Source organism: Bradyrhizobium iriomotense (assembly GCF_018130765.1).
GTDB lineage: Bacteria > Pseudomonadota > Alphaproteobacteria > Rhizobiales > Xanthobacteraceae > Bradyrhizobium > Bradyrhizobium iriomotense_A.
On the sequence record NZ_JAFCJZ010000005.1, the window covers coordinates 85,388 to 103,472 of the forward strand.

Below are 18,085 nucleotides of genomic sequence, written 5' to 3' on the forward strand. Positions count from 1 at the left end.
CGGCCCGCCTAGAACGTCACCCGCATCCCCGCATAGAACGCGCGCGGCCGTGCCGGGCTCAGTGAGCGCGGGTCGGTGAAATCAGCGCCGCCATTGGTGAAATTGGGCAAGGCTTCGCGGTCGAAGAACTGTCCGTAGGTGGCGTAGCGCTTGTCGAAGATGTTGTCGACGCGGCCGTAGAGCTGGAAGTTCTTAGTCACCTGATAGGACGTGTGGAGATTGAACACCGTGTAGGACGGCAGCTTCGAATATTGGTTGGACTCGTCGCCGACGAAATACTGGCTCGAGACGAACAGCGCGTTGCCGCCGACCTTCCAGACGTCAGTGACGTTGTAGTCGATACCGACCTTGACCCGGTGGCGCGGGATTGCGGGGATCTGATCGCCGGGCAGGACCTGGATCGTCTCGGTCACGGGATCCCTGAAAGGGCTTTCAGAGCCGAGCTCGAAAGCGTCGAGATAGCGTGCGTCGACGAAGGCGTAGCTCGCCTGGAACTGAAGCGTGGGCGATTTGATGTTGACCTCGGCCTCGAGCCCCTGGCGCCTGGTGCGGCCCACGTTCGTGAAATAGCCGAAGCCGGTGCGCCCCACTGCGGGAACGGCGACAATGTCGTCATAGTTGGTGGCGCGGAATGCGCCGACCTTCCATCCAAGGGAGCCGATGTTCAGCTCCTTGGTGCCGCGGAAGCCGGCCTCCACGGTCTTGGACACCACCTGATTCAGCGGCGGGTCCGAAACCAGAAACGCCGCGAGCATGCAGGGCCTGACCGGGTCGGCGCAGCCGAGCTCGAGCGGCGTCGGCACGCGGTTGGACTCGGAATAGCCGGCATAGGCCGTCAGCTCCGGCGTGATCTTGTAGGTGCCGCCGATCACCGGATTGAAGCGGGTGAAGGTGTGGTCGCCGTTGAGGCTGGTGCCGAGCTGGTCCTCCAGCGTAATGCGCGCCACGTTGAAGCGGCCGCCGCCGGTGATGGCGAAGGCATCCGTGACGTTGAACGTGTCCATCGCGTAGAGGCCGTTATATTGATTGACGGTCCGCAGCGAGACCGGACCTGCGACGGTGTCAGGCACGCCGGTCGGCCCAAGGAAGATGCCGCTGCCGCTGACGACGTAGTTTTCTCCGATCGTGCCGATCTCGGCGGTCGCATTGTAGCGCGTGACACTGGCGTCGTAGCTCGTGCCCATCACGAAGCGGTTGTCGTGCCCGAACAGCTGATCGGTGTTGGTGGCCTGCCCCGACACACCGAAGGTAGTCGAGCGTATCGAGCTGCGGTCGATCTCGCCGAGAATCGTTCCCGGCGCAAAAGGATTGGCGAGCTGCACGCCGTTGATGCCATTCGCGGGCGTGGTGTCATTGCCGAAGCAGAGCAGCGTTGGATCCGCACATTCCTGCACGTCGGTCGGATTGCCGTCGACCAGCTTCTGCTCATATCTGCGCACATGCGCGGTGCCTTCCAGCGTCCAGGTCGGCGTCGCATCGACCTTGCCGGTGAAATTAAGATAGCCGACGCGGTTGCTCGTGGTCTGCGGCGTCGTGTAGGTCGCGCCCCAATATTTGTCGAGCAGCTCGGCGGGAACGGTGGCACTGGCGCCGAAATCGTTCTTGGCGACGCCCATGTTGGCGTGGAATTCGCTGTCGCCGGCCTTGTAGCCGACATCGCCGTAGAAGCGCCGCACGGTCGATTGCGAGAAATTGCGGAAACCGTTGTCGCGCAGGCCTTCGAGCGCGGCATAGACGCCGTAGTTCTTGTCGACGGTCTTGCCCCATTGCGCCGAGCCCTGGATGCGGCCGAACGAGCCGCCCATCACATCGAGCTCGGCACCCTGATAGGTGAAGCCGTCCTTCATTTGCAGGTTGAGCGCACCGCCGAGCGCGTTGAGGCCGAAGGCGGGATTGTTGGTGACGAGCGTCACCGACCTGATCGCGGCGGTCGGGATCAGGTCCCAGTTGACGGCGTCGGAGAAGGCTTCGTTGATGCGGACGCCGTTCTGGTACACCGCAAGGCCCTGCGGCGTGCCCGTCACGGGCGAAGCGACGAAGCCGCGGAATTCGACATCGGGCGTGAACGGATTGCCGGTGACTTCGCTGATGTTGACGCCGGCGATGTTGTCGCGCAGTGCGTCGGTGATGTTGAGCGAGCCGGTGCGCTTGATCTGGTTGGCATCGACCGCGTTGATGGCCGAAGGAACCTTGTCGACATCGAGACCCCTGCCGGTGCCCGGCGAGGTCGGGTAGACGTAGATGCGTGACTTGGGGCGATTCGACGACGAGGCCCCCGCGCGCGCGACCGGCCGCGTTGGCGTCGTGCGCCTCGCTGTCGACGGCGACGGCGCCGACACTTCGACCGGCGGCAGGTTCTGGACGTTGGTTTCCTCGTCCTGCGCGGCCCCGGCAGGGCTGGCAAGGACCAGTCCCGACAACAGCCCGGTCGACACCGAGGCCATCAACACACGACGCTTACCCCAAAGACCCTTGCCCATTCCTGCCTTCCCAACCCACCCGTGACCACCGGCTGTTCTGACTATTCGCCGTTTGGTGCCGACGAGTGTAATCGGCAGGAACTCACGCGCCAGCCACAAAAGGTCGGGCAATATCTGCACCCGTTTTCCCGATCAAATCGGGAAAAATTCCCGATCTGGTCGGGCGCGATCAGGCCGCCGCCGTCGGCACCAGCGCCTCGACGGTCAGGCCGCCATCGCCGGAGACGACGTTGAGCGTGCCGCCCAGCGCTAGGATCCGCTCGCGCATGCCGACGAGGCCGAAGCCGAGCTTCTGGCCCGGCTCCATGCCGCGTCCATTGTCGCTGACCCGCACTCGGGCGCAGAGGCGGCCGTCGCGCGTCGGCTGGTCCGCAGGCTCGATGACGACATTGACCGCGGTGGCGCCGGCATGGCGGAACACGTTGGTGAGTGCCTCCTGCACCACGCGGTAGATGGTGAGGTCGGCGGTCTCGCCGGTCGCCCCAAGCCGCGGCGAGATCGTGGTTTCGATGGTGACGTCGGGATGCGACTCTCGCCACAGCCGGGACAGCGATTCCAGCGCCTGGCCGAGGCCGAGCTCGGCAAGGCCGACGGGCCGGAGGCGCTCCAGCACGCGGCGCGTGAATTGCTGGAGCGCGTTGATCTGCTCCAGGAGGGCGCCGCCGTGCTTGCGCACCGCCTCTGCGCTGGGCGCCTTCCCGTCCGCGAGCTTTGCCAGCGCGCTGGCATGGGCGCGCAGCGAGAACAGATACGGCCCGAACTCGTCGTGCAACTCGCGCGCGATCTCCTTGCGCTCGACGTCCTGCAGCGACACCGCGCGCTCAGCGAGGCGCCGCTTGTCCTCGACCGCCTCGCCGAGCGTCGCCGCCAGATGATTAAGCCTGGTGCAGATCGCGGCGAGCTCCGGCGCGCCGCCGGGCACGACGCGCGCCTCGTAATGCCCGCCTTCGAGCTTCCCCATGACCTCCGCCAGCGACTGCAGCGGCGCCAGCGCCCGGCCGACCACATTCATCATCACCAGGAACAGCGCGAGCGCGATCACCGAGCCGACCTCGAGCTGGGTCACGATGCCATCCCAGATCTCGGCGATCTCGTCATCGGGATGCGAGGTGATCCGGAGCGAGCCCGGCTTGCCATGGATCGAGACCGGCACGCTCACCGCGGTCTGCTCGGGATGAACCAGGCTGACGAACCAGGCCGGCGGGGCGCGGGTGTCGTCGTCGGCATCGGGCCGCGGCGGCGTCAGCGGGTTCCCACGGGAATCGTGAAGCGCGATGCTGACATGGCGCAGGCGGCTGAGATCGCGGGCGATCTGATTCAGCCTCGCATCCGGGTCGGGCGCCTCGTTGAGATCGGCAACGATCATCTCGATGAATTCGCGCGCAAGGCGGATCACGCTCTGGTCCTCGGCCTGCACACGCGGGCCGGCCTCGGCGACCTGGCGGCCGATATTGACCGCGAGCCCCAGCGCCAGCAGCAGCGCCAGCAACAGGTTGATGCGCGCGCGCAAGGATAGATTTTGCCACATTGGTTGCGTCCGTACCCCGCAAAGGATGCCCGCGCCTGCCGATGACGTTGACAGGGGCGAAGCGCCCGATATCTAATCGAAAGCGTACAGCAATCCCGGCCGGGTTGCATGAGGCGACGTGAGACGCGCGTGGCGTCCTGTTCGGTATCATGCGGCGCAAAACAGGCAGATTCTATCACGGGGAACGTGCTGTTACGGGGAAACGCCTATGCGCATTCTGATCGTCGACGATCATCCCATTGTCGCCTCCGGCTGCCGTGCCGTGCTGGCCGATGAGGGCGAGATCGAGATCCTGGAGGCTGCCGACGCCGAAGACGGCGAGAGCATCTTCATCGTCGAGCGCCCCGACCTCAGCATCATCGACATCAACCTGCCGACCGTCTCCGGCTTCGAGCTCGCGCGCCGCATTCTCGAGCGCGCGCCCGAGGCCCGCATCATCATGTTCAGCATGAACGACGACCCCGCTTTCGCCGCGCGCGCGATCGAATGCGGCGCCAAGGGCTACGTCTCCAAGACCGGCGACCCCGACGACCTCGTCGAGGCGATCCGCGCCGTCGGCGGCGGCGGCACTTACCTTCCGACCGCCATTGCGCGCAGTATCGCCTTTGCCGGACCGGCGCTGGCGCAAAGCCCGCTGTCCAAGCTGAACGCACGCGAGATGGAGATCCTGCGGTTGCTCAGCGCCGGCAAGAGCCTGTCCGAGATCGCCTGGCTGGTGCAGTCGTCGTACAAGACGGTGGCCAACACCTCCTCGATCATGCGACAGAAGCTCGGCGTGAAGACCTCGGTCGAGCTGGTCCGGCTGGCGATCGACAGCGGCGTCGCCTGACGACACGCGCCGCCGCAAATTCGGTCACACAAGCGTTGCAATGTTGATGTGGTTAGGTGCCACTGGAGCTTAAGGCATGACGATTCAGACTGTCTCGACCAACAAATCCTACGGCGGCGTGCAGGGCGTGTATCGCCATGCCAGCCAGGCGACGGGCACCGACATGGTGTTCTCGGTCTATGTTCCGCCGCATGCCGACGGCGCCAAGCTGCCCGTGGTCTGGTACCTCTCCGGCCTCACCTGCACGCATGCCAACGTCACCGAGAAGGGTGAATTCCGCAGGGCCTGCGCCGAGCTCGGCCTGATCTTCGTCGCGCCCGACACCTCGCCGCGCGGGCCCGACGTGCCCGGCGATGCCAACAACGCCTATGATTTCGGTCTCGGCGCCGGCTTCTATGTCGACGCCACGCAGGATCCCTTTGCGCGCAACTATCGCATGTGGACCTATGTCACGGACGAGTTGCCCAAGCTCGTGGCGGAGAATTTTCCGGTCGATGCCAAGCGGCAGTCGGTGATGGGGCACTCGATGGGAGGCCACGGCGCGCTGACAGTGGCGCTGCGCAACCCGCACCGCTATCGCGCGGCGAGCGCATTCGCGCCGATCGTCGCGCCGTCGCAGGTGCCCTGGGGCATCAAGGCCCTGACCGGCTATCTCGGACCGAACAAGGACACCTGGCGCAACCACGACACCGTGGCGCTGATCGAGGACGGCGCGAAATTCTCCGGCTTCCTGGTCGACTATGGCGACGCCGACAATTTCCTGAAGGAGCAGCTCAAGCCGGAGCTGCTGGACGCCGCCTGCAGCAAGGCCAACATTCCGCTGACGCTGCGGCGCCAGGCGGGGTATGACCACAGCTATTATTTCATCTCGACCTTCATGAGCGATCATCTGCACTGGCATGCGGCGAGATTGACGGCGTGATCTTTCTTCCTTCTCCCCTTGTGGGAGAAGGTGGCGCGAAGCGCCGGATGAGGGGTCTCTGTCCGCGCGTGCAAGCAAGAGTTGGACTCGCAGAGAGAACCCCTCACCCGTCTCGCCGCTATGCGGCGAGCCACCCTCTCCCACAAGGGGAGAGGGTGCAGCGGCGCACGCGGGGAGAGGCGAAGACCTCACGGCTTGCCGTAATTCGGCGCCAGCAAGCGGTTGCGGATCAGGTAGCTCATCGTACGCGTCCAGGATTCGTCGGTATTGCCGCGCATGTCGGCGCTGGCGGCGGTGATCATGTTGCCGGTCTTCACGTCGCGCAGATAGACGTTGAGGTTGATGATCAGGTTCGAGACCTTCTGCACCATGCCGGTGATCTCGAGCTCGGCGCCGAGCTGCCCGGCAAGCTTGAGGTCGCAGCCGCCACAGGCCTGCAAATTGGCGTGACGGGCGGCGTCCCTGACCGGCGCGATGTCGAGCACCTGGAACTTGCCCGACTCTGCCAATTCCTTGCGCAGCTGCTCGCTGATGCGCTGAAGCCGCGCCTCTTCCGGCTTGGAGCCGTAGAACTCGCCGGGCAGGCTGGTGTCGATCAGCTCGAAGTCGAACACGGCGAGCTTCGGCGGGTCGGCGAACGCGGCCGAGCCCGTCAACAGCAAAGCGATGAAACATATCAGCGCTCGCATGATCGTGATTCCGCCTCCTCTCGCCGCGACGACGAAATGCGGGGTTGCATGCCCTGACAAATCGGTCATGCTTGAAGCAGAAACAATTCTCCATCGGCGGTCAAGCCGGGGAGAACGTTTGGAGGAAATATGATCCGATGGTTGGTCGGCCTGATCGGCTGGAGTCTTGCCGCGACGAGCGCGCTCGCGGCCGACCCCGTCACGATCGGCGTCGGCTATCTCGGAATCGCCGGCACCAGATCGACGCTGTCGCTGGTCGAGCAGCCCGCCGAGAATGACGGCGTCGCCGGCGCGCGCCTCGCCATCGAGGACAACAACACCACCGGAAAATTCACGGGCCAGCGGTTTACGCTGGAGGAGCGCCGCATCAGGGAAGGCGAGGATCCCGTCCAGGCCGCAACCACGCTCGCCGAGAAAAACGGCTTCATCATCGCCGACCTGCCAGCCGATGCAGTCTTGAAGGTTGCCGACGCCCTGCGGGAACGGGGCACGCTGCTATTCAATGCCGGCGCGATCGACGAGCGGCTGCGCGAGGCCGATTGCCGCGCCAATGTCATCCACACCGCGCCGACGCGGGCGATGCTGGCCGATGCGCTCGGCCAGTATCTGGTGTGGAAGAAGTGGTCGCGCTGGCTGCTGGTGGTCGGCTCGCATGACGAGGACAAGCTGTTCGCCGACGCACTGCGGCGCACCGCCACGCGGTTCGGCGCCAAGATCGTACAGGAGCGCACATTCGAAGACAAAGGCGGCGCGCGGCGCACCGACTCCGGCGTCACGCAGATCCAGCGGCAGATGCCGGTGTTCACCCAACAGGCACCCGCCTACGACGTGCTGGTCGCCGCCGACGAGAGCGAGGTGTTCGGCGCCTACCTGCCCTATCGCACCTGGGATCCGCGGCCGGTCGCGGGCTCGGCCGGCCTCGTGCCGCGCAGCTGGGACGCATCGCAGGACCAGTGGGGCGCGATCCAGATGCAGAACCGCTTCATCAAGCTGAATTCGCGGCGCATGACCGCGCTCGACATGCAAGCCTGGACCGCGGTGCGCATGATCGGGGAGGCCACCTCGCGCACCAATTCCGGCGACGTCAAGAAAGTCACCGACTTCATCAAGGGCCCGGACTTCTCCGTCGCCGCCTTCAAGGGCACGCGGCTCACCCTGCGCGACTGGAATCTCCAATTGCGCCAACCGATCCTGCTGGTCGACGGCCGCATGGTGGTGTCGGTGTCGCCGCAGGAAGGATTCCTGCACCAGGTCTCCGAGCTCGACACGCTCGGCTACGATCGCCCGGAGAGCAAATGCAAGCTGAAATGAGCATTGTGAAATGAGTTCGAGCGACCACCGCGACAACGCTGCGCTCCCTCCCCCGCCTGCGGGGGAGGGTTGGGGAGAGGGTGTCTCCACGAGCGATACCCCCCAAGAGGAGAGAGCCCTCTCCCGTATCGCATCTGACGATGCGATACGACCTCCCCCGCAAGCGGGGGAGGTGAAGACCGCTCGCGGACAGACCTTGCGCAAGCTGGTGACGGCCTTGCCCGTGGCAATCACGCTCGCCGCGGCGCCCGCGCATGCGTTCATCGCCTATGTCTCGAACGAGAAGAGCAACACGGTCTCGGTGATCGATACCGACAGCTGGACCGTGACCAAGACCATCAAGGTCGGCCAGCGCCCGCGCGGCATCGATTTCACGCGCGACGGCAAGTTCGTGATGGTCGCGGTCGGTGACGACGATACCATCCAGGTAATCGATGCGAAGACGCAGGCCGTGGTGGACAGCCTGCCCTCCGGACCCGACCCCGAACTGTTCGCGCAGGACGCCGCCGGCAAGGTTCTCTATGTCGCCAACGAGAACGACAACACGGTGACGGTGATCGACCTCGAGAAGCGCGCCCGGCTCGGCGACATCCAGGTCGGCGTCGAACCCGAGGGCATGACCATCAGCCCCGACGGCAAGACGCTGATCAACACGTCTGAAACCACCAACATGGCGCATTTCATCGACACGAGCTCGCGCCAGATCGTCGCCAATGTGCTGGTCGATGCGCGGCCGCGCTTTGCCGAATTCAAGCATGACTCTTCGGAAGTCTGGGTATCCTCGGAGATCGGCGGCACCGTGTCGGTGATCGATCCCAACAAGCACGAGGTGATCGGCAAGGTCACATTCGAGATCCCGGGCTTGCGCAAGGAGGCGATCCAGCCGGTCGGCATTGGCATGACCAAAGACGACAAGACCGCCTTCGTCGCGCTCGGCCCGGCCAACCGCATCGCCGTGGTCGACGTCGCCTCGCGCAAGGTGACGAAATACCTGCTGGTCGGGCAGCGCGTCTGGCACATGGCATTCACGCCTGACGAAAAGTACCTGCTCTCCACCAACGGCGTGTCGAACGACGTGTCCGTCATCGACGTCGCCGCGCAAAAGGTGATCAAGACCATTCAGGTGGGCGAACTGCCCTGGGGCATCACGATCGCGCCATGACAAGCCCTGCTCCCATCACTGAGCAACGCGAGGCGCCACGGCCCGATCCGGCCGCGGTGCCGGCGCTGGCGATCGACGGTGTCAGCCATTCCTATGGCCCGCGCCGTGCGTTGATGGACGTGTCTTTCAATGTGCAGCCCGCGAGCTTCACCGCGCTGCTCGGGCTCAACGGTGCCGGCAAGAGCACGCTGTTCTCGCTCATCACGCGGCTGTTCGGCATCCAGTCCGGCCGCGTCGGCATTTTCGGGCATGACATCAGCAGGAGTCCCGGCGAGGCGCTGCGGCTGCTCGGGGTCGTGTTCCAGCCGCGCACGCTCGATCTTGATCTGTCGCTGACGCAGAACCTGCTCTATCACGCCGCGCTTCACGGCATCAGCCGCCGCGAGGCCGCCGCGCGCAGCGCCGAACTGCTCGGCCGCATCGGGCTCGCCGATCGCGCCGGCAGCAAGGTCCGCGATCTCTCCGGCGGCCAGATGCGGCGGCTGGAGATCGCGCGTGCGCTCTTGCACCGGCCCCGGCTGCTCCTGCTCGACGAGCCGACCGTCGGCCTGGATGTCAAGGCGCGCGCCGACATCATCAGCCATGTCCGCCAGCTCGTGACCGAGCAAGGCATCGGCGTGCTCTGGGCGACGCACCTGTTCGACGAGATCGTGGCCGGCGACGATCTCGTGGTGCTGCATCAGGGCAAGGTGCTGGCGCAGGGGCCGATGAGCCGCGTCGTCGCGGAGGCCGGCGCCCAGGACGTCAACACCGCCTTCATGCGCCTCACCGGCGCGCAAGTAATGCCGGGAGGCGGCACATGAGCAGCATCATCACGCGCGATGCGCCGCGCGGCTTCTCGGCCGCGGAGTACATGACCTGCCTCACCGGCATCGTCTGGCGCGAGGGCCTGCGCTTCCTGCATCAGCGCGAGCGCTTCGTCTCGGCGCTGGTGCGGCCTTTGGTGTGGCTCTTCATCTTCGCCGCCGGCTTCCGCCAGGTGCTCGGCATCTCCATCATCCCGCCTTACGAGACCTACATCCTCTACGAGGTCTATATCGCGCCCGGGCTGATGGCGATGATCCAGCTCTTCAACGGCATGCAGTCCTCGCTGTCGATGGTCTATGACCGCGAGATGGGCAACATGCGCACTCTGCTGGTGAGCCCGCTGCCGCGCGGCTTCCTGTTGTTCTGCAAGCTGCTCGCGGGCACGGCGGTGTCGCTGCTCCAGGTCTATGCCTTCCTGCTGATCGCCTGGTTCTGGGACATCACCCCGCCACCGTCGGGCTATCTCACCGTGCTGCCGGCGCTGATCCTGTCGGGATTGATGCTGGGCTCACTCGGCATGCTGATCTCTTCCGGAATCAAGCAGCTCGAGAATTTTGCCGGCGTCATGAACTTCGTGATCTTCCCGATGTTCTTTGCCTCCTCCGCGCTCTACCCGCTCTGGCGGGTGCAGGAGGGCAGCCCCTATCTCTATTATCTTTGCGAGGCCAATCCGTTCACTCATGCGGTCGAGCTGATACGTTTTGCATTCTACGGGCAAATCAACTGGATCTCGCTGGCGGTGGTCGCAGCCTGCACAATCGTCTTCATGATCGGCGCGATTTGGGCCTATGATCCCTCGCGCGGGCTGGCGCGACGGGGGCCCGCGGGAGGCGAAGGATGAAGGTTCGGGTTCTGGCGACGGCTGTACTAGTGCTCGCTGCGGCGAGCACGGCCGCGCGCGCGGCCGATCCGCGCTACCCCGACTGGCCCTGCACACAGGCCAAAGTGCCGGAAATCTCGCTTGCCGCCGTCTGGGCCGGTCCTGCGCTCGGTGACGCCGAGACAAAGTGGAGGGATGACGCCAAGGTCAGCGCGCTGGTCTCAAAGCTGGCGGCGCGCAAGACGCCGCTGGATGAGGCCGAGAAGTCGGTGAAGGAGTTCCTGACCGGCTCCGCCGCCGACAAGGCCACCAACGCCAAGCTGCTGTTCGCCGGCCTGTTCGACACGCTCAACGCCCAGCGCTCCCAAGTCATGCTCGGACTCGAACGCGTCAGCCGCAAGCAGCGCGACGCCGCCGACAAGATCCGCGAGGAGACGCTTCAGCTCCAGGCTCTGCAGGGCGCGACACCTCGTGACGAGGCCAAGGTCGAGGCGCTCAGCAACGAGCTGATCTGGAAGACCCGCATCTTCGAGGACCGCCACAAGGTGGTGCGCTTCGTCTGCGAGGTTCCGACCTCGATCGACCAGCGCCTTTTCGCGCTCGGGCGCGTCATCCAGCAGGAAATGGAATAGCGTCAGCCACGCTGACGGCTCACGAAAAGTTCCCGTTATCGCCTCGGGAACGTTAACCTTTTGCCGCGCTATCTGCCGGAACCAAATCGATTTATGATGGCTTGTCGAAGTCAACTCCAGATGTCGGGAGACCTCGATGGGAACAACAAGATTCATCCTCGCAGGCGCTGCGGTCGTCACCATGCTCGCATCCAGCGCTTTTGCTGACGACATGACCGGAATGGTCACGCGGATCGACCGGCTCAACGGCACGATTTCAATCCAGCAGACCCAGAAAGGCACGGTCGGCGCCAGTGCCGGCAGCGCCGGCGCGCTCCAGGAGTACAGGACCAAGGACGCCGCAATGCTGGATGCGGTCCACGCCGGCGACAGGGTGACGTATTCCGCCACCGACACCAACGGCACCGGGACGCTGACGAAACTGCAGAAGCAGTAGCGCCGGGGCGAGGGAGCACCGGCGCTCGATCGCTACTGCTCCGGCCGCGGCTCCGGCTGCGCCTCCTCGGTCGGAAGCTTCGCGCGCTCCCAGCCGTCGGTGCCCTCAGGATACCAGGCGATGTTGGAATAGCCGTAAGCCAATGCGCGCTTGGCGGCGTTCCACGACATCCAGCAATCGGCGAGGCAATAGATCACCAGCAGCGCGGCCTTGTCGCCGCGCGAGGCCCGCGCAAGGCCGCGCCGGAGATAATCGTCCATGGCCGGCGGCAAATGGCCGTAACCGGTATCGGGCAGCCACAGGCTGCCCGGAATGTTCCTGCGCGGCGCATCGCGCCATACCGTGCCTTCGGGCAAATTCTTCGGCTTCGGCGGACGCGGCATCACGTCGACGAACGCGCCGCTCTTGGCGCGCCAGATCGCCTCGGCGTCAGCCGTGGTGAGCATGCGCGCGCCAGCAAGCGTCGCCGGCACCGGCGCACGGTAATTATCGGTGCGATAGCCCTCGGGCTCGAACGGCTCCTGCTGCTGCGCGAATGCCGGTGCCGCCAGAATGGCGGCAACCAGCGCAGCGGCAACTAGCCGTCTCATGGCGTCTTCTTGGCGGTCTCCGCACCGAGCGGCCGGTCGCTCTCGTCCAGCAGCGGCACGCCGAAATCGAGCAGGATCTTGTTGATCTCGCCCTGGTTCTCCTGGATCAGCCGGTTGAGCTGCCGCTTCCAGTTCTGGTCGGCGGGCCGCACGCCCATGCCGATGCGATAGACCAGCTTCGGCCCGGTGGTTTCCTTCACCAGCGGCGTGACGTGGAGCGAAGGGCCGGCCTTCTTGGCGTAGTAGCCGGCCATCGGCCCCCACAGGACGCCGGCATCGATCTTGCCGGCGGCGAGGTCATCGATCATCGCCTGCGCCGAATTGTCGAAGCGCGTATCGATCATCAGCGGATAGGGCTTTGCATCGCCCATCAGGCCTGCAAGCGCCATATTGGTCGCCGGCGGCGTGCCGGCGACGATGCCGACATGCTTGCCCTTCAGCCGCGCGTCCTCCAGCGTGTCGACGTCCTCGAGCCCGCTGCCGGCCTTCGCGACGAGTGCATAGGTCGTGCGGTAATAGGGATTGGTGCCCTGCACGAGGTCATCGCCTTGCGGGAAGCCCATGATGACGTCGCAGCGATGTGCGCCCAGCGTCATCCGCACGAAGCCGGTGGCCTGCGGGAAGAACACGTAGTCGAGCTTTTTCTGGAGCTTGTCCGCCAGGAATTCGGCGAGCTTGTTCTCGAAGCCTTCGCCCTTCTCGTTGGAGAACGGCAGATTGCGCGGGTCGGCGCAAACGCGCAGAACTTTCGGGTCGACCAGCTCGAACGAGAGGTCTCCGGTCTCGCTCGTCTGCGCCATGGCGACGTCGCCCAGGGTGCAGGCCGCGGCCAGGCCCCACAGCAAGATCAACCAGCGACGATGTCGTCCGGCCTCCGTCATCGCGCTTCCTCCTCGTTTTGTTTGAATGTTATCCATGCAACGCATGACGTGCCATGTTTGCCAAGCCTTGTGCTGGCTTTGCTTTGTTGCAGTGCAATGCGCAAAAACCCTTTGAACTGAGGCGGAAAAGTGTCTCGCATTGCTCTCGTGATCGCAGCCTTATCCCTCGGAGCAGCGACGCTAGCATGCGCCGGGGCGGCCGAATTGCCTGTGAGCGAAGTCGCGCCGGGAATCTTCGTACACTCCGGGACCATCGCCCTGATGAGCCGCGAGAACGAGGGCGACATCGCCAATGTCGGCTTCATCGTCGGCGACGATGCCGTGGCCGTGATCGACACCGGCGGCAGTTTTCGCGAGGGCGAGGCGCTGCTGGCGGCGGTGAAGGCACGCACCAACAAGCCAGTCCGCTATGTCATCAACACCCACGGCCATCCCGATCATGTCTTCGGCAACGCCGCCTTCGTGGCGGAGGGAACCAGCTTCGTCGGCCACAGCAAGCTGCCGCAAGCGCTGGCGAGCCGCGGGCCATTCTATCTCGACAATTTCAGACGCATCATGGGCGGCGAGCTGATCGATCCCGTGAAGATCGTGCCGCCCACCCTGCTCGTTTCGGACACACTGACGCTCGACCTTGGCTCGCGCCGCCTGACCTTGCGGGCATGGCCGGCCGGGCATAGCGACAATGATCTGACCGTATTCGACGAGACCACCAAAACCCTGTTTGCTGGCGACCTCGTCTTCCTCCGCCACGTTCCGGTGATGGACGGCAGCATCCGCGGCTGGCTCGCCACGCTGAAGGATTTGGAGGCCATCCCGGCGCTGCGCGTCGTTCCCGGTCACGGCCCCGTGAGCGCGTGGCCAGCCGCGCTGAGCGATGAGCGGCGTTACCTGGCAACGCTGCTGTCCGACGTCCGCACCCTGAACAAGAAGGGCGAGCCGATCCGCGCCGCCGCGGACAAGGCGGCCGCTGAAGAGCAGCCGCACTGGCAGCTATTTGACGACTACAATGCCCGCAACGCAACTGCAGCATTTTCGGAAATTGAATGGGAGTAGCGGGCGCGCTACGCTGAGGCCGAACTCTGCTTCGCGCGCGGGACCATGACCATGACGGGATGCATACGCCGCCTGCCCCTGATCGCCCTGCTCTTCGGCATCGCCTTTGCCGCGCCGGTGCAGGCTGAAGAGGCCTACGATCCCTGGCCGGGCCTGGTGCAGGACATCTTCAGCAACCGCCCGATGAACGACGGTGCCGACATTATCGGCATCGAGATGCCGTATCGCGCCGAAGACGCTGCGATCGTGCCGGTGACCTTGCGCAGCAAGCTGTTGCCGGCCGACAGCCGCCGCATCCGCTCGATCACCCTGGTGATCGACCGCAACCCGGCGCCGATGGCGGCGAAGTTCGAGCTCGGTCCGGATGCCAATGTTACGGAAATCTCGACCCGCGTGCGCGTCAACAATTACACCGATGTCCATGCGGTGGCCGAGCTGAGCGACGGCCAGCTCTACGTCTCGAAAGTCTATGTGAAGGCCTCCGGCGGTTGCTCCGCACCGGCGGGAAAGAACGTCGAGGAAGCCAGGAATCGGCTCGGCCAGATGCGCTACCGGCAATTCGCCCGTGAGGACGCGCCGGCCAGCCGCGTTCGCGAGGCCCAGATCATGATCGGCCATCCCAACAATTCCGGCCTGCAGATGGATCAGGTCACGCAGCTCTATATTCCCGCCTTCTTCATCAACCAGCTGAAGCTGACGCAGGACGACAGCCCCGTGCTGTCCATGGAAGGCGGCATCTCGATCTCGGAAGATCCCAATCTGCGCTTCACCTACGTCTCCAACGGCGCCAAGCGCTTTCGCGCGGAAGCGAAGGACACGGACGGGCACGTGTTCCGGAATGAATGGGACGTGGAGAAGCCGGGGACGTGAGGCTTTCTTACCCTCTCCCCCTGTGGGAGAGGGTGGCTCGCTGCGCAAGCAGCGAGACGAGTGAGGGGTATGCGTCCACAGCTGAGCGCGCGGTGACATACCCCTCATCCGGGGCTTCGCGCCACCTTCTCCCACAAGGGGAGAAGGAAGAAAGCACCGTCTGTGCCGCAATAGCTAGAAACACCTCACCTCGGCTTCCGCCTGCGCACGGCGCAGATCATTCACGGCCGAGTTCGCCTGCTCCGAGGTGCGGAACTGCACGCCGAGATTGCCGCGGACCTGGGACATGCTGAGCGCGGTCTCTGCGGTAACATAGCGCGCGTAGGGCATGATCGAGGCGACCACGTCGATCGAGCAGGAACATTGCTCGATGGACTGCCGGCTCTCGCCATTGGCCTTCATGCAGCCATAGACATACTCCGCGCGCGCCGACGTCGGATAATCATTGGCCTCCTCGGCCCGCGCCACGCATGCGGTCGCCGCCAATACCGCCAATGCGGCGACAATCGGTCGTAGCTGCCCGGCCAGTTTCATGCGCGTCCTCCCGCTGGTTGCGACCAAAGCTATGCTATGCGTATTGTCCTGAAAAGCACTCTGTCAGAGGAAGCGGCTCACAAGGTGATGAGAGTTTTGGGACGAATATTGGCGCTCGCGGTGACGCTGGTGCTGACGCTGGCTGCACCGGCGCGCGCTGCAGATACCATCCGCCTTGCGGTGCAGAAGACCGGAACATTCTCCTGGGAGCTGGCTGCGATCCGCAGCAGCGGCCTCGACAAGGAGGCCGACCTGTCGCTGGAGGTCACCGAGCTCGCGAGCACCGAGGCCGGCAAGATCGCCATGCGCGCCGGCAGCGCCGACATCATCCTGTCGGACTGGCTTTGGGTGTCGCGCGAGCGCGCGCTGGGCGCCAAGCTCACCTTCTATCCCTATTCCAGCGCGCTTGGCGCCGTGATGGTGCCGGCGACCTCGCCGATCAAGACGCTCGCCGACCTCAAGGGCCGCAAGCTCGCGGTCGCCGGCGGCGCGATCGACAAGAGCTGGCTGCTGCTGCAGGCGCGGATGAAACAGGACGGCATCGACCTGAAGTCGGAAGCGACCATCGTCTACGGCGCCCCGCCTTTGATCGCGGCCAAGGCGCTCGACGGCGAGATGGATGCGAGCCTCAACTTCTGGAATTTCTGTGCCCAGCTCGAGGCCAAGGGCTTCAGGCGCCTCGCCGGCATCGAGGAGATTTTGCCGAAGCTCGGCGCCAAGGGCGCCGTCTCCGCGGTCGGCTACGTCTTCGACGAGAGCTGGGCCGCGAGCCACAAGGATGCAGTCGCCCGCTTCATCGCCATGACCCGCAAGGCCAAGCAGTTGCTGATCGCATCCGACGCGGCGTGGGACAGGGTCGCTCCGCTCACGGGCACGACCGATCCGGCTATGCTCAAGACCTACCGCGAGCGCTATCGCGACGGAATTCCGCGCCGGAGCATCGACGACGAGGAAAAGGATGCGCGCGTGCTCTACCGCGTGCTGGCCGAGACCGGCGGCCGCGACCTCGTCGGTCCCGCAGCCGAGCTCGACCCCGGCACCTTCTATCACGCGGTCCCCGGAGATTGAGGTGCTGCGCCTACTCTCGTTCACCCTGTTCCTCGCGATCTGGTGGATTGCCGCGCTCGCCGTCGGCGGCGCGAAGCTGCCCTCCCCGCCGGCCGTGCTTCAGGTGATGATCGCGGAAGCCTCATCGGGCGCGCTGTTCCTGCATCTCGGGGCGACGCTGGCCCGCGTCGCACTCGCCTTCACCTTGGCGATGTCGCTCGGCAGCGCCATTGGCTACCTCATGGGCCGGGTGAAGCTCGCCGACCGGCTCGGCGATCCCTGGCTGATCCTGCTGCTCAATTTGCCGGCGCTGGTCGTGATCGTGCTCGCCTATATCTGGGCCGGGCTCACCGAAGCCGCGGCCATCGCCGCGATCGCAATCAACAAGCTGCCGACGGCTATCGTCACCTTGCGCGAGGGCACGCGCGCGCTCGACCGTTCGCTGGACGAGATGGCGAGCGTGTTCGCGATGCCGCGCTGGCGCGCATTCCGCCACGTCGTGCTGCCGCAGCTCGCGCCCTATATTGCGGCCTCGGCCCGCTCAGGGCTGTCGCTGGTGTGGAAGATCGTGCTGGTCGCGGAACTTCTGGGACGGCCGAACGGCGTCGGCTTCGAGATCGGCGTCGCCTTCCAGCTGTTCGACACGCCGCGGCTGCTGGCCTATTCGCTGACCTTCGCCGCTGTCGTGCTCGTCATCGAAACCTTGCTGGTGCAGCCGTTCGAAGCCCGCGCAAACAGGTGGCGGCCCCGTGCGGCTTGAGGTCGATATCACAGGCAAGACCTTCAGGAGTGCCGCGGTCGGAACGCACGAGGTGCTGGCGCCGGTCAAATTCGCGCTTCAGTCCGGCGAGGTCGGCGTGCTGATCGGCCCGTCCGGCTGCGGCAAGAGCACGATGCTGCGTATCATCCTGGGATTGGACCACGACTTTGCAGGCCGCATCGCGCGACCGCCGGAGGCGCGGATCGGCATGGTGTTCCAGGAGCCGCGACTGCTGCCGTGGCGCTCGGTCGAGCAGAATGTGCGGCTTGCCGCGCCCGACGTCACCGACGGCAAGCTGTCCGAACTGTTCAGGATTTTGGAGCTGGAAGCCCATCGCAGCCACTTCCCCGGCGAATTGTCGCTGGGGCTTGCCCGCCGCGTCGCGCTCGCGCGCGCCTTCGCGGTGGAGCCCGATCTGCTGGTGCTCGACGAGCCGCTGGCCTCACTCGACGACGCGCTCGCCGGCCGCCTGCGTGACGAGATCGCAACTCTGGTGGCGAGCCGGCCGGTGATGACGCTTTTGGTGACACACAGCCTGGACGATGCAGTGCGCCTGGGCGATCGGCTGTTCTTCCTGTCGCCGAGGCCAGCACGGATCGTGGCCGAGGTGCCTATTGGCATCCCGCGCGACACGCGCGGTGAAGCCGAGATTGCGGCGATCAAGGCCGGCCTCGCCCAACGAATTCAAGGCGACCGCACTGAACGAGATGTCTCATAGCCGGCCGCCTGGCGGA

19 protein-coding genes are annotated in these 18,085 nt (G+C 65.3%); 13 read left to right on the forward strand and 6 right to left on the reverse strand.

What is annotated here, in order from left to right:
* Positions 1-8: 8 nt before the first annotated feature.
* Complete coding sequence (locus JQ635_RS11345; protein WP_211409950.1) at positions 9-2,480, reverse strand: TonB-dependent receptor; 2,472 nt, start codon at positions 2,478-2,480, stop codon at positions 9-11.
* A 169-nt stretch (positions 2,481-2,649) separates the two neighbouring features.
* Positions 2,650-4,008: a histidine kinase gene (locus JQ635_RS11350; RefSeq protein ID WP_211409951.1), complete on the reverse strand. Its 1,359-nt coding sequence runs from the start codon at positions 4,006-4,008 to the stop codon at positions 2,650-2,652.
* A 208-nt stretch (positions 4,009-4,216) separates the two neighbouring features.
* On the opposite strand from JQ635_RS11350, the gene JQ635_RS11355 reads away from it, so the two are divergent.
* Entirely contained in the window at positions 4,217-4,837 is a 621-nt protein-coding gene (locus JQ635_RS11355; RefSeq protein ID WP_211409952.1) for a response regulator, read from the forward strand.
* 76 nt (positions 4,838-4,913) lie between these two features.
* The gene (gene fghA, locus JQ635_RS11360) at positions 4,914-5,759 is read left to right on the forward strand and encodes an S-formylglutathione hydrolase (RefSeq protein ID WP_211409953.1); all 846 of its coding nucleotides are present in this window, start codon (positions 4,914-4,916) and stop codon (positions 5,757-5,759) included.
* 188 nt (positions 5,760-5,947) lie between these two features.
* Here the strand turns inward: fghA and JQ635_RS11365 are convergent, their stop codons facing one another.
* Positions 5,948-6,517 (reverse strand): DUF3280 domain-containing protein, encoded by a 570-nt coding sequence (locus JQ635_RS11365; RefSeq protein WP_211409954.1) that lies wholly within the window; start codon positions 6,515-6,517, stop codon positions 5,948-5,950.
* Between the two features lie 60 nt (positions 6,518-6,577).
* Here JQ635_RS11365 and JQ635_RS11370 point away from each other — a divergent pair, with 60 nt between their 5' ends.
* The 6 genes from JQ635_RS11370 (at position 6,578) to JQ635_RS11395 (ending at position 11,616) form a co-directional block, all read left to right on the forward strand.
* Positions 6,578-7,759, forward strand: coding sequence for an ABC transporter substrate-binding protein (locus tag JQ635_RS11370; protein ID WP_211409955.1), 1,182 nt, complete (start codon positions 6,578-6,580; stop codon positions 7,757-7,759).
* A 172-nt stretch (positions 7,760-7,931) separates the two neighbouring features.
* Positions 7,932-8,921 (forward strand): YVTN family beta-propeller repeat protein, encoded by a 990-nt coding sequence (locus tag JQ635_RS11375; protein ID WP_433996560.1) that lies wholly within the window; start codon positions 7,932-7,934, stop codon positions 8,919-8,921.
* Positions 8,918-9,724: an ABC transporter ATP-binding protein gene (locus JQ635_RS11380; protein WP_211409956.1), complete on the forward strand. Its 807-nt coding sequence runs from the start codon at positions 8,918-8,920 to the stop codon at positions 9,722-9,724. The genes JQ635_RS11375 and JQ635_RS11380 overlap by 4 nt, the downstream gene beginning before the upstream one ends.
* A complete protein-coding gene (locus tag JQ635_RS11385; RefSeq protein WP_211409957.1) occupies positions 9,721-10,569 on the forward strand; it encodes an ABC transporter permease in 849 nt (282 codons plus the stop codon). Before JQ635_RS11380 ends, JQ635_RS11385 begins: the two co-directional genes overlap by 4 nt.
* Positions 10,566-11,180, forward strand: coding sequence for a hypothetical protein (locus tag JQ635_RS11390; protein ID WP_211409958.1), 615 nt, complete (start codon positions 10,566-10,568; stop codon positions 11,178-11,180). The genes JQ635_RS11385 and JQ635_RS11390 overlap by 4 nt, the downstream gene beginning before the upstream one ends.
* A 136-nt stretch (positions 11,181-11,316) precedes the next feature.
* Positions 11,317-11,616, forward strand: coding sequence for a copper-binding protein (locus JQ635_RS11395; protein ID WP_211409959.1), 300 nt, complete (start codon positions 11,317-11,319; stop codon positions 11,614-11,616).
* A 32-nt stretch (positions 11,617-11,648) separates the two neighbouring features.
* Here JQ635_RS11395 and JQ635_RS11400 read toward each other — a convergent pair whose 3' ends face one another.
* Together JQ635_RS11400 and JQ635_RS11405 are read right to left on the reverse strand one after the other, a co-directional pair.
* Entirely contained in the window at positions 11,649-12,206 is a 558-nt protein-coding gene (locus JQ635_RS11400; RefSeq protein WP_211409960.1) for a PQQ-dependent catabolism-associated CXXCW motif protein, read from the reverse strand.
* Positions 12,203-13,087, reverse strand: coding sequence for a substrate-binding domain-containing protein (locus JQ635_RS11405; RefSeq protein ID WP_211409961.1), 885 nt, complete (start codon positions 13,085-13,087; stop codon positions 12,203-12,205). Before JQ635_RS11405 ends, JQ635_RS11400 begins: the two co-directional genes overlap by 4 nt.
* A 129-nt stretch (positions 13,088-13,216) precedes the next feature.
* Here JQ635_RS11405 and JQ635_RS11410 point away from each other — a divergent pair, with 129 nt between their 5' ends.
* Both JQ635_RS11410 and JQ635_RS11415 read left to right on the forward strand, forming a co-directional pair.
* The gene (locus JQ635_RS11410; RefSeq protein ID WP_211409962.1) at positions 13,217-14,140 is read left to right on the forward strand and encodes a quinoprotein relay system zinc metallohydrolase 2; all 924 of its coding nucleotides are present in this window, start codon (positions 13,217-13,219) and stop codon (positions 14,138-14,140) included.
* Positions 14,141-14,191: 51 nt separating this feature from the next.
* A complete protein-coding gene (locus JQ635_RS11415) occupies positions 14,192-15,010 on the forward strand; it encodes a quinoprotein dehydrogenase-associated SoxYZ-like carrier (RefSeq protein WP_211409963.1) in 819 nt (272 codons plus the stop codon).
* A 174-nt stretch (positions 15,011-15,184) separates the two neighbouring features.
* Here the strand turns inward: JQ635_RS11415 and JQ635_RS11420 are convergent, their stop codons facing one another.
* The gene (locus tag JQ635_RS11420; RefSeq protein ID WP_211409964.1) at positions 15,185-15,544 is read right to left on the reverse strand and encodes a hypothetical protein; all 360 of its coding nucleotides are present in this window, start codon (positions 15,542-15,544) and stop codon (positions 15,185-15,187) included.
* An 87-nt stretch (positions 15,545-15,631) separates the two neighbouring features.
* Here JQ635_RS11420 and JQ635_RS11425 point away from each other — a divergent pair, with 87 nt between their 5' ends.
* The 3 genes from JQ635_RS11425 to JQ635_RS11435 are packed head-to-tail and all read left to right on the forward strand — an operon-like array spanning position 15,632 to position 18,069.
* Entirely contained in the window at positions 15,632-16,612 is a 981-nt protein-coding gene (locus JQ635_RS11425) for an ABC transporter substrate-binding protein (RefSeq protein WP_211410216.1), read from the forward strand.
* Between the two features lies 1 nt (position 16,613).
* Positions 16,614-17,351 carry an ABC transporter permease gene (locus JQ635_RS11430; protein ID WP_211409965.1) on the forward strand — a complete coding sequence of 246 codons (738 nt, stop codon included), beginning with the start codon at positions 16,614-16,616 and terminating at the stop codon, positions 17,349-17,351.
* A complete protein-coding gene (locus JQ635_RS11435; protein WP_211409966.1) occupies positions 17,341-18,069 on the forward strand; it encodes an ABC transporter ATP-binding protein in 729 nt (242 codons plus the stop codon). Before JQ635_RS11430 ends, JQ635_RS11435 begins: the two co-directional genes overlap by 11 nt.
* Positions 18,070-18,085: the final 16 nt, after the last annotated feature.

What these genes read in the sequence shown, in the direction of transcription:
- JQ635_RS11345 (WP_211409950.1), bottom strand. Translation starts at nt 2,480, where the DNA reads ATGGGCAAGGGTCTTTGGGGTAAGCGTCGTGTGTTGATGGCCTCGGTG.
- JQ635_RS11350 (WP_211409951.1), bottom strand. Translation starts at nt 4,008, where the DNA reads ATGTGGCAAAATCTATCCTTGCGCGCGCGCATCAACCTGTTGCTGGCG.
- JQ635_RS11355 (WP_211409952.1), top strand. Translation starts at nt 4,217, where the DNA reads ATGCGCATTCTGATCGTCGACGATCATCCCATTGTCGCCTCCGGCTGC.
- fghA (WP_211409953.1), top strand. Translation starts at nt 4,914, where the DNA reads ATGACGATTCAGACTGTCTCGACCAACAAATCCTACGGCGGCGTGCAG.
- JQ635_RS11365 (WP_211409954.1), bottom strand. Translation starts at nt 6,517, where the DNA reads ATGACCGATTTGTCAGGGCATGCAACCCCGCATTTCGTCGTCGCGGCG.
- JQ635_RS11370 (WP_211409955.1), top strand. Translation starts at nt 6,578, where the DNA reads ATGATCCGATGGTTGGTCGGCCTGATCGGCTGGAGTCTTGCCGCGACG.
- JQ635_RS11380 (WP_211409956.1), top strand. Translation starts at nt 8,918, where the DNA reads ATGACAAGCCCTGCTCCCATCACTGAGCAACGCGAGGCGCCACGGCCC.
- JQ635_RS11385 (WP_211409957.1), top strand. Translation starts at nt 9,721, where the DNA reads ATGAGCAGCATCATCACGCGCGATGCGCCGCGCGGCTTCTCGGCCGCG.
- JQ635_RS11390 (WP_211409958.1), top strand. Translation starts at nt 10,566, where the DNA reads ATGAAGGTTCGGGTTCTGGCGACGGCTGTACTAGTGCTCGCTGCGGCG.
- JQ635_RS11395 (WP_211409959.1), top strand. Translation starts at nt 11,317, where the DNA reads ATGGGAACAACAAGATTCATCCTCGCAGGCGCTGCGGTCGTCACCATG.
- JQ635_RS11400 (WP_211409960.1), bottom strand. Translation starts at nt 12,206, where the DNA reads ATGAGACGGCTAGTTGCCGCTGCGCTGGTTGCCGCCATTCTGGCGGCA.
- JQ635_RS11405 (WP_211409961.1), bottom strand. Translation starts at nt 13,087, where the DNA reads ATGACGGAGGCCGGACGACATCGTCGCTGGTTGATCTTGCTGTGGGGC.
- JQ635_RS11415 (WP_211409963.1), top strand. Translation starts at nt 14,192, where the DNA reads ATGACGGGATGCATACGCCGCCTGCCCCTGATCGCCCTGCTCTTCGGC.
- JQ635_RS11420 (WP_211409964.1), bottom strand. Translation starts at nt 15,544, where the DNA reads ATGAAACTGGCCGGGCAGCTACGACCGATTGTCGCCGCATTGGCGGTA.
- JQ635_RS11425 (WP_211410216.1), top strand. Translation starts at nt 15,632, where the DNA reads ATGAGAGTTTTGGGACGAATATTGGCGCTCGCGGTGACGCTGGTGCTG.